We start from the raw sequence: 9,577 nt of genomic DNA on the forward strand, positions 1-9,577 counted from the left end.
CCGGGGCGGGCGTGGTGCTCGGCATCGAGGCGCGGGACAGCACGCTCTCCGACGCCGAGGTCACGGCGTACACCACGCCCGAACATCGGCACTCGGCCCGCGACCTGCTGGACCGTCTGTTCACCCGCGCCGACGAACTCAACCCCTACCGCGGGCGCGCGGTCCGCGCCACGTTCTTCCGCGGCGGGCTGGCCCTCACCGTGATCGACCTGCCGCCGATCACGCGGGACGCCGTGATCGGCGGCAGGTCTGGGCCGAAGTCGACCTGGGCGTCACCGCAGTACGCGACCGCCACCAGCTGCTCAACGCCCACGGACTCGGCACCCGCCGCGGCGTGCTGCTCGTCGGACCTCCCGGAACCGGCAAGAGCGCAGTCAGCGCGGTGATCGCCGGCGAGGTGCTCGGCGAGTTCACCGTGATCTACGTCGAGGCATAGGCCGGCGCCGAGCTGCTCACCGCCGTGGTCGAGCAGGCACAGAAGCTCGGCGGACCCGTCCTCTTGATCCTGGAGGATGCGGACCTCTGGTGCCGAGACCGCGCCCGCGGCAGCAGCGGACTGTCGGAACTGCTGCAGGCCATGGACATCGCCACCGACGCAAGGATCCTCACCCTCGCCTCCACCAACGATGCCGCGACGCTCGACCGCGCGACCGTGCGGACCGGCCGCTTCGACAGCATCGTGGAGGTCGGCTTCCCGGACCGCGACGCCGCAGCGGCGATCCTCGCCGCTCTGGTGTCCGGACTGCCCGGCGGGACAGAGGTGGACTGCGCTGCGGTGGCCGGTGCGCTGCCCTCCGAGACGTCCGGCTCCGATCTCCGCGAGATCGTCCGCCTCGCTGTCCTCGCCGCGGCCGGTGACAGCGCAGTCACCACCACCGGCCTGCTCGCCGAAGTGCGCGGCGGGCGCTGTCAGGCGCAGGAGCGTACCTGTGACCCGGATCGTCTCCGCGTCGCCCGACCCCGACGGGTACGCCACCCGCATCACCGTCACCATCATCGTCCAGCGCAGCGGACCCGATCGGCTCGGCGCGCTTGCGGTGCAGCTCGCCGCGCTCCCGCCGGAGACTCCCGTGCGGATCAGCCTGTTCGACGGGCTGGTGGCACGCATCCACCGCGTCGAGGTGCAGGACATCGGCGACGGAGAGTGGGGCGTCGTGCTGGTACCCGTCGAGCCGGAGGTGATCTGATGACCGAACCGAACCCCTTCCTCACTGTCTGCGCCCTCCGCGAACTGCTCGCCGAGTGGCCGGCCGACCGCCCCGTCATGGTCGGCAGCTTCGACGGACCGGTCCACCGCGTGCTCTACCGCTGCCACGAGGCCGTGCTCGGGGAGCGCACCATCGCCCGCCCGCCGAACGAGTACCTGCCGGTCGAGCCGGGCGAGCTGCCCCCGCTGCCGACGGAGCCCGTCACCGCGTTGGTAATGCGCGGGGAGCAGGCGCCGGAAGTCGGCATCAACCTGCTCGTGCTCTACGTCGCCGACCTCGAAGCCTCCCGCGACTTCTACAAGACGCTCGGCCTGCCCCTTATCAAGGAGCAGCACGCCGCCGGTCCCGTGCACTTCTCCGCAACGTTCGCCGGCGGCACCGTCCTGGAGCTCTACCCGGTCCCGCCCGGCATGCCGCCGAGCCGGGTGCGGCTGCCCGACCCGGCCGAGGCGATCGAGAGGTTGCGGGACGCGCGGTTCACTGTGACGCGGACGGGGCTCGCGATCGATCCGGATGGGAACCGGGTGGTGATCGAAGGTGCGGGTTGAACCCGTACCTACGTCGATTTCTGTGACCGAGCTGAACTCCGGAGGCACGCCCCGATGCGCGACAGGTGTCGGGTGAACCTCCGCGACGATTCCGTACATGCGGCAAGGCACACCTGGTCCTACGCGCTCGGGCTGCGCACGGACCGCGATGCGAGCGGATCCCGGCGGACATCGTCTTGGTAGACGGTCGCGGCAACGGGGCCCGTGGACCGTCGCCGACTCACACTGTCCTGGGAAACGGCCCTCGGCGGCCTGGGAGACAGCGGCTACGCTTGCCGTGGGGTACACCGGGCCCGCGGCCGTCGCGCCGTGTCCGCCGACCGCCCGGTGCCGAACGTGAATGCAACCGATCGTGACCTCGTGTACGTATACGTGGACTGCTGGGAGTACCAGTGCTGCCGCAGCGCCCCCGAGGTGGGAGCCCGCATCGCCGGCTCCGTGCAGCTGTACCGGGTGCCCGGGCTGACCGCCTTCCCGACACCGCGCGGCGGGACACCGGTCCCCGAGCTGGGGCTCGTCCGGTGGCGGGGGTTCGCCGCGTCGACTCCACCCGGCAGGCAGGACGACGATGACTCCACAGTCCCCGATCTGCTGCACCTGTCGTGGCACTCGGACGACCTCGCCCTGGTGAGCATCGAAGCGGAGATCGCCGACATCCACGAGTACAACGTCCGATACACGGTGCGCACCGGGCCGGACGGCCGTCGGGTACGCGAGATCGTGCCGGACACCCAGACGCTGAGCACGGTCCCGACGGCCACCGTCTGGCCGCCCAACCCGCGGTCATCGACGGAGCCGGAAATCGACGGGGTGATCGTCGGGCTACGCGACATCACGATCACCGAGCCCTCACACGAGGTGGTCGCCCGGGACCGCGCGGCACGCGCCGCCGCGGCCGAACGGAAACATCGGATACTCCGGCTGGCCGGGCCGCTCTACGCGTTCGGCCCCACGAGACCCCGAATCGGCGAATCGCTCACGGTCGATCTCGCCGACCCGCGCCTCGACAAGCGCGGCAACCTCTCCGAATGCACCGACGTCGTCCGCGGACAGGTGCGGGTGGTGATCCCGTTCGGGGACGAGATGCCAACCGGCTGGGTCGCGTACACGCCGATCACCGAACCCGACCCGCCGCTACCGAACCTGCTCGTGACGCTTGAGATCGAACAACCTCACACCGCCGCGGACACGCCCCGCAACCCGCAAACCTCCTGAGCAGTCGGGCCGTCGCGGTCTCCCACCGGGCGCGACCGGTTACTTCGCCGCCACCCGCGCCCGGTACGCCCTCTGCCTGCACGCCGGGCTGCAGTACCGCCGGTCCGGCCGACCCACCCATCTCCGCACCGCACCCCGCGCGCACCGTTACAGTCACCTGCACACGTCTCCCCATGCTGGCGAACCGGCACCGATCGCTGCACGTGTGCCGCGTCCGCCGCTGATCCCGCCGCACCGCGACCGACATCCCGCAGCCGGCGCACTCGTCGATGACGTACGGCAGCGGGTCCACGTCGACCCGGTCCCTCCTGATCCGAAGCAGACTCTGCTCGGCGCACTGCGAGCACACCGCCTGATGCCGGTAGGACAGCGCGCGGCCGCGGCGGACAGGAACCTCCGCCCGGACACCGGGGGCGTGGTCACCGGCGATGGCGGCGCCGCAGACCGGACACGGGAGCGGATCATGTGTGGGAAGCCGTAGCGTTACGCCTGCATGCACGGATGAGGCGGGATGGCGCGGTACGGGACGCTGCACAGATGAGGCCGGGTGGAGTCGGCGCGCGGCCGCGGATGCAGAACAGTCCCGGAACCAGGACGGTTCCAGGACTGTTCGCGACAGGTCACCCGCGGCGTGGGCCGATCGGCTCCCCCAGCGCATCCAGGTCGGCGACACGGATGGAGATGGCACCGGTCGGGAGTTTGCGGGCGGGCAGGTCGCCGGAGTCGACCATGCGGCGGATGGTGCGGTTGGAGACGCCGAGCATGGCGGCCGCGACGGACACAGACACCGCCTGAGCCGGGATGCCGGCGATCGACGGCGGCACGAGCGCGGAAGGGGTACGCCAACTCATGCGGTGGCTGCTGGCGGGACGGCGGGTGAAGGGTGTGGACATGGGGACGGCTCCTCGGCATCACAGTCGTGATGCTGGGGCGTCCCCGACAGCCCCCTCCGAGGCGAGGGTCGGGCGACATGTCCAGCGGGTGCCGGCACGTGCCTGTGAGGCTCCCCGGAGGGAGTCGCGCCGCGCTCGGACTCGCGGCTCGGTGTCGAGAATGCCAGGCGTGGACAGGTGTAGCCACCGTGAGCGCGGGATGAGCTTCGGCGTGTCGCAGCCGGGCAGCAACGGACCCGACCAGGATCGGCTAGCGCACGTGTAGCGCACGCACAACCCCCGAAACGAAGAAAACCGCCTGTGACCAGGCGGTTTTGTGGTGGTCCTAGCTGGGATCGAACCAGCGACCTTCCCCGTGTGAAGGGGACGCTCTTCCACTGAGCCATAGGACCGAAACTCGTGTCCGAACTCGTTCTCCGGACGAGCGGAAACACTAGCACGGCCCATCAGCGGAGCAAAAATCCGGGCGCGGGCCTTTGCGGACCCGTCCTGACCGCGGCCCGGCACCGTCGGCATTGTGGATCCGACCGACCCGACAACACGCGCAACCGACACCGGCCGACTGCGCCCGCGCGTCCGCAGATCAGTCAAACACCAGCCTGACCAGCTGATTTGTCAATCGACGAGAAGTTCACGTACTGTTCTCTCTCGCACCGGGAAGGCGCCGAGAGGCCCGGATCGGAGCGATGCGGATGTAGCGCAGTTGGTAGCGCATCACCTTGCCAAGGTGAGGGTCGCGGGTTCGAATCCCGTCATCCGCTCGGAGTGGGCTTACCGTGGCGGTGTGGCCGAGTGGTGAGGCAACGGCCTGCAAAGCCGTGCACACGGGTTCGATTCCCGTCGCCGCCTCCACCTCACTCAGCCGCTTGCCGAGCGGCTGAGTGTGCCCACAGCTCCAGGCGCGATTAGCTCAGTGGGAGAGCGCTTCCCTGACACGGAAGAGGTCACTGGTTCAATCCCAGTATCGCGCACCATACGAAACAGCAGGTCGGGCCGGGTCTTCGGACCCGGCCCGACCGCATTTCAGGAGGTCACTCCGCATAGTCGCCAGCACGGCCGAAACCGCGGAAGTCGAATCGCCCGCAGCAGGTCGGCGCATCACTCGGACGACTTCTTCGACGAGTCGACCACGAAGGACACCAGCCTGGCGCGCCCGTTACGTTTGGCTTCGTAGAGAGCCCGGTCCGCACGTTCCATCAGCCGTCTGGTGGCGGCGTCGGGATCGGCGACCGGGGTGTCGGCAGGCCACGCCGCGAGTCCTGCCGATGCGGTGATCCCGGACGCCGCCCCACCGGCATCGGGACGCGAGCCTGTGACTGCGGCGCGAACGGCCTCGGCGACGTCGGCGACACCGGCACCTCCCGGGAGGATCACCGCGAACTCCTCGCCGCCGAGCCGGGCGGCGAAGCCGTCGCACGCGTCGGCTGCGCGTCGCACCTGACTACCGGCGGTGCGGAGGCAGTCGTCCCCCGCAAGGTGACCGAACCGGTCGTTGTAGTCCTTGAAGCGGTCGACGTCGAGCAGCAGTAGTGCGGGCCCGCGGCCGGCGGCCAGCTCGTCACGCAGTGTGCTGATGAACGAACGGCGGTTCGCCATCCGGGTCAGCGGGTCGGTCAGGCTCAAAGCCTCGAGCTGGATCGACCGACTCCAGTCCAGACGACGGGACTTCTCGAGTCGGTAGGCGAAGCGTACGGCGACGAACGCCACCAGTGTCGAGGTGGATATCGTCAGCACCTCGTTTCCCGTCATCGGCGCGGTCGCCACCTCACACGTGATGACGGCCGCCACGAGTACCACCATCGAGGGCATCAAGAGGCTGTACACGATGCGGACGACGCACAGGCTGAGCAACACCGACACCGGCATCAGGAACGGGACCACGTCGAACCCCTTCGGGGTCTGAACCACTCGCTCAAACATCTGAGCGGTCAGAATAACGGTCACGGCACCGATGTAGATCGGCGCAGACCAGGTCCGCAGGCGATGCCACGATGCGCCGATCAATGCCAGTACCGCGGCGGGTACGAACCCGATCGCGTCGACCCAACGGCCGAAGTCCGCCGCCGACCGAGGTAGTCGGAGAAGCAGCTCGGGGAAGATCACGAGCACGGCGACCACGGTCAAGAAGCCGACCATGATGAAGCGTCTGGTACGGCGCCCCTGCTCCTCGAACGTCGCGCGGAACCGCGCCTCGTCCTTGGGGTGCCGGAAGCGCAATCCCAGCGCAGTGGCGCGCAGTTGCGGCTCGACGAAGGCATCGGTCGCCGATCGAGCGTGTGTCGCCGCCGGAACGTCCTGATCGACGGCACTGATCACGGTGCGATCGTGCACGATCCTGTCCCGCCCCGACTCTTTGGCGCTGTAGAGGGCCCGATCGGCGCGGTCGACCAGAGCGTGGATCAACCACGACGAATGCTCAGGAGCCACCCCCGCCGGTACGCGCAACTCGGCGGTACCGGCGGAGACGGTGAGCACTCCTGCACCTTCCGGCCTCGCGATATTCAATTCGCCGACGGATCGGCGCAGACGGTCCGCTCGGGCACGCGCGGACTCCGGTTCCACATCACGCCATACGATGGCGAACTCCTCGCCCGCGTAGCGGGCCGCGAACTCGTGCGCGGGGTCGACTCGCTCCCGAAGGAGGGCGCCGATCGCTCTCAGGCACTCGTCGCCTGCCGGGTGCCCCAGCTCGTCGTTGAACACCTTGAACTGGTCGACATCGAAGATCGCCACCACGACGGATCCCCGTCCGGCGGACGACTCGACCACGTCGGACAACGTCTGCGCCAGATGCCGGCGGTTGGGAAGTCCGGTGAGGCTGTCCGACCGGGTGAGTTCGTCCAACTCGCCTTGACGGTGCCACGCGGCGCGACTGCTGTTCTCCAACTCGTACGCCGACGCCAGGGACACGCAGACGATCCCGACTGCAGCCATCAGATCGAACAACGAACCGCTCGTCACCGAGAGCAGGGTCAGTTCGGCGATCATGATCGCGAGTAGGCCCAGAAGGATGGCCGGTGCCAGCAGGACGAACCGGATCTGCGCGACGATCAGACTCATCAGGATGCACACCGGGACGATGACCGGCAGCACGTCCATTCCGTGTTCGAGACAGACGATCCGAACCGTCATCATGCACGCGACATCGAGGTATGCGGCGGCTATGAACAACGCCGCCGACCAACGCCGCAGCGGACTCTGCGAGCCGCTCAACCAACGGAGCACCACCGGGATTCCGATCCCGATCAGCAGGAGCGGAGTCCACGGCAGCAACGCGCCGGGCACGTCGAGCAGGAAGGCGTGGAAGACCAGGACGGCACCCACCCCCACCAGCATCACGATCCACAGCTCCGAACGCAGGCCCCGCCCCTCGCGATCGAACGCCACCGCGAACTCACGGCCCAGCTCGCGTCGCCGCAGGGTGACGTGTCGCCCTAGAGGACGTGCACGCACGTCGGCGTCCGTCCGCCCCCACGCGGGATCGCTCTCCACGGGGTCACGGTAATACCGTCATCGGATCCCGTTTCGACAGACGACCGGCTTCGAGTCCTCGATCCCGCCGGCGCACCGACCTTGCACGCATACACATCATGTTGTTCTTATAATGCACTCTCGACTCCCACCGCACACCCGATGATCAGGCACGTCAGCAGCGGTCGCCGCTCACCGGACCCGTCTCGCGCGGCAGGGTCAGATGCCACTTCCGCAGGGCCGGCTCCACGTACGCGATGGTGTTGTCGCGGTCCGTGGGACCATCGTGCAGGATCCCGACCGCGCACACGCTCTCGTCGGGGTTCACGGCGAACACCGCAGACCCCGAATCACCGGTCACCGCGTACCCTCCCCACTCCAGGTAGCGGTCGTCTGCGTGCATGAGGGGGCCGCACGTGATCCCCGATCGCGCCCCGAGCATGCACAGCGGCGTCCCCGGTGCCAGTCCCGACACCTCCTGCGGGGTCAGCGTTCCCGCGATCGGGTGCCCCACGCCGATGGCGGTGCCCCAGCGCACCGACCGTCGCGTCCCCGGCAGGAACGCCGCCGCCGCATCGAACATCGTGCCGTCCGCCAGCGTGTCGTCCTCGTGCTCGACGTACGGGCCGAGGAGGACACGCCCGCGCCGGTCACCGTCGGTGTACACCCACGTGTCCCGGCCCAGGCCACCCGCGCAGTGCCCGGCACTGAGGTAACCGCGTCGCCCCGACGACGAGACGACCGGCCATCCGATGGTGCAGTCGTTCTCCCCCGGTTGCGCCGCGTCGGCGATGGTCAGACCGGGGCCGACCGCCCCGTTCGACGACCACCGGAAGGCGACCGGGTCGCCACCGTCGGAGTCGGGCAGGGAGATGAAGTCGCGGGGGTGCGCCGGAACGACGGTGGCGGGCTCGCCGCATCCCGCGGCCAGCGCGAGCACGCCGACGACCAGTACAGGGAGTGCTGTCCACCTCATCGGTCCCCGATCTCTCGCGAACGGCCGCACCGCCGCGGCCGACTACCTGGCGGAGGTTACCTGGCGATCCTGCGGTCCAGCACAACACTAGATTTACAATCGCGAACAACGTGTGTAGTGTTTACCGATGTGGATAAGGCGTTCGAACGACTGATTGAGGAGTTGCGCCGCCTCGCCGGTGATCCGACCGCGCGACTGGCGTGCGCCCGCTGACGGCTACCCCGGCGCCCCGGCATCCCCGACCCGCCGTTCGCAGGATGTGACCGAGCGCACGTCCGATCGCCGCTTCCACCAGGCGATTTGGAGACGACGCAGGTCATCGAATAACGTTTCTTCTCGCGTCGGACGTAGCCCACAAGGCGGTCCGGTCGCACGCGGATGTAGCGCAGTTGGTAGCGCATCACCTTGCCAAGGTGAGGGTCGCGGGTTCGAATCCCGTCATCCGCTCCACAACCCCTGGCGCGGCAACCGGATCACCACCTATAGTGGTTGCCGTCCGGCCTCCGGCCGGTGCTCGGAAAAGGGGCACGAAGCGCATCGGCGCGAGACACATACGGCCGCAGTCCGTTCCCGTCTCGTGCAACGACGCCAGTCAAGCAGACGCCTGTCAGCAAAGGCACAGCCATGCCCTCCGTGTCCACTCATATCGCCCTGACCCTCGCCGCCCACGTCGACCACGTCTTCGGCGTGATGGGTAACGGCAACGCCTATCTCCTCGACGCGCTCGCCCGGCACACGGACACCGGGTACACCGCCGTGCGCCACGAGGCGGGCGCCGTGGTGGCCGCCGACGCCCACTTCCGTGCGAGCAATCGGATCGCCGCCGCCACAACGACATACGGCGCAGGATTCACCAACGCGCTGACAGCGCTCGCCGAATCGGTGCAGGCGCACGTGCCGCTGATCATGTTGGTCGGCGACGAACCCACCCCCGGCCCGCGCCCGTGGGACGTCGACCAGATCGCGCTCGCCGCCGCCGTCGGCGCCCGCACCTACACCGTGGGCCGCACCGACGCGGCTGCCACCGTCGTCATCGCACTCGAGCACGCCCTCGCGTACCGCGTGCCCGTCGTGCTGGCGGTCCCGTACGACGTCGCCACCGTCGACGCCGGGCCGGTCGCGCCCGTCCCCGGGCCTCGTCTTTCCGAACCGGTCTCCCCCGCAGGTGATTTCACGGCCGCGACGATCGACCGGATCGCCGCGGCGTTGGCTGGGGCGCGGCGCCCGCTGCTGCTGGCGGGGCGCGGGGCGTTCCTCGCCGGGGCG

Annotated in this window: 7 protein-coding genes, 5 tRNA genes and 2 pseudogenes; 10 read left to right on the forward strand and 4 right to left on the reverse strand. The window is 69.1% G+C overall.

The genetic code is table 11. From position 1 onward, the window contains the following. The 5 genes and pseudogenes from ABD908_RS24920 to ABD908_RS24940 form a co-directional block, all read left to right on the forward strand. Positions 1 to 386, forward strand: a pseudogene (locus tag ABD908_RS24920) (hypothetical protein); the annotation flags it as partial. 74 nt (positions 387 to 460) lie between these two features. Next, positions 461 to 631, forward strand: a pseudogene (locus ABD908_RS24925) (AAA family ATPase); the annotation flags it as partial. 298 nt (positions 632 to 929) lie between these two features. After that, positions 930 to 1,187, forward strand: coding sequence for a hypothetical protein (locus ABD908_RS24930; RefSeq protein ID WP_345001170.1), 258 nt, complete (start codon positions 930 to 932; stop codon positions 1,185 to 1,187). After that, positions 1,187 to 1,756 carry a VOC family protein gene (locus ABD908_RS24935; protein ID WP_345001168.1) on the forward strand — a complete coding sequence of 190 codons (570 nt, stop codon included), beginning with the start codon at positions 1,187 to 1,189 and terminating at the stop codon, positions 1,754 to 1,756. The genes ABD908_RS24930 and ABD908_RS24935 overlap by 1 nt, the downstream gene beginning before the upstream one ends. Positions 1,757 to 2,092: 336 nt before the next feature. Next, a complete protein-coding gene (locus tag ABD908_RS24940) occupies positions 2,093 to 2,971 on the forward strand; it encodes a DUF6578 domain-containing protein (protein WP_345001156.1) in 879 nt (292 codons plus the stop codon). Between the two features lie 620 nt (positions 2,972 to 3,591). Here the strand turns inward: ABD908_RS24940 and ABD908_RS24945 are convergent. Both ABD908_RS24945 and ABD908_RS24950 read right to left on the reverse strand, forming a co-directional pair. Further along, on the reverse strand, positions 3,592 to 3,864 hold the full coding sequence (locus ABD908_RS24945; protein ID WP_345001158.1) for a helix-turn-helix domain-containing protein: 273 nt from the start codon (positions 3,862 to 3,864) through the stop codon (positions 3,592 to 3,594). A gap of 317 nt (positions 3,865 to 4,181) precedes the next feature. Further along, positions 4,182 to 4,256: transfer RNA gene (locus ABD908_RS24950), tRNA-Val, on the reverse strand. A gap of 296 nt (positions 4,257 to 4,552) precedes the next feature. On the opposite strand from ABD908_RS24950, the gene ABD908_RS24955 reads away from it, so the two are divergent. From ABD908_RS24955 to ABD908_RS24965, 3 genes are all read left to right on the forward strand, one after another. Further along, positions 4,553 to 4,625, forward strand: a tRNA-Gly gene (locus tag ABD908_RS24955). 17 nt (positions 4,626 to 4,642) lie between these two features. Further along, positions 4,643 to 4,716: transfer RNA gene (locus ABD908_RS24960), tRNA-Cys, on the forward strand. A 47-nt stretch (positions 4,717 to 4,763) separates the two neighbouring features. Further along, positions 4,764 to 4,838, forward strand: a tRNA-Val gene (locus ABD908_RS24965). Positions 4,839 to 4,962: 124 nt separating this feature from the next. Here the strand turns inward: ABD908_RS24965 and ABD908_RS24970 are convergent. Both ABD908_RS24970 and ABD908_RS24975 read right to left on the reverse strand, forming a co-directional pair. Beyond that, a complete protein-coding gene (locus tag ABD908_RS24970) occupies positions 4,963 to 7,356 on the reverse strand; it encodes a GGDEF domain-containing protein (protein WP_345001160.1) in 2,394 nt (797 codons plus the stop codon). A 154-nt stretch (positions 7,357 to 7,510) separates the two neighbouring features. Further along, the gene (locus ABD908_RS24975) at positions 7,511 to 8,311 is read right to left on the reverse strand and encodes a chymotrypsin family serine protease (protein WP_345001162.1); all 801 of its coding nucleotides are present in this window, start codon (positions 8,309 to 8,311) and stop codon (positions 7,511 to 7,513) included. A 374-nt stretch (positions 8,312 to 8,685) separates the two neighbouring features. Here ABD908_RS24975 and ABD908_RS24980 point away from each other — a divergent pair. Together ABD908_RS24980 and ABD908_RS24985 are read left to right on the forward strand one after the other, a co-directional pair. Next, positions 8,686 to 8,761: transfer RNA gene (locus ABD908_RS24980), tRNA-Gly, on the forward strand. A 174-nt stretch (positions 8,762 to 8,935) separates the two neighbouring features. Then, positions 8,936 to 9,577, forward strand: a 642-nt coding sequence (locus tag ABD908_RS24985; RefSeq protein WP_345001166.1) for a thiamine pyrophosphate-binding protein, incomplete at its 3' end; no start/stop codon positions are given.

This window comes from Tsukamurella soli (genome assembly GCF_039541155.1).
In the GTDB taxonomy this organism is placed as follows: Bacteria; Actinomycetota; Actinomycetes; order Mycobacteriales; family Mycobacteriaceae; genus Tsukamurella; species Tsukamurella soli.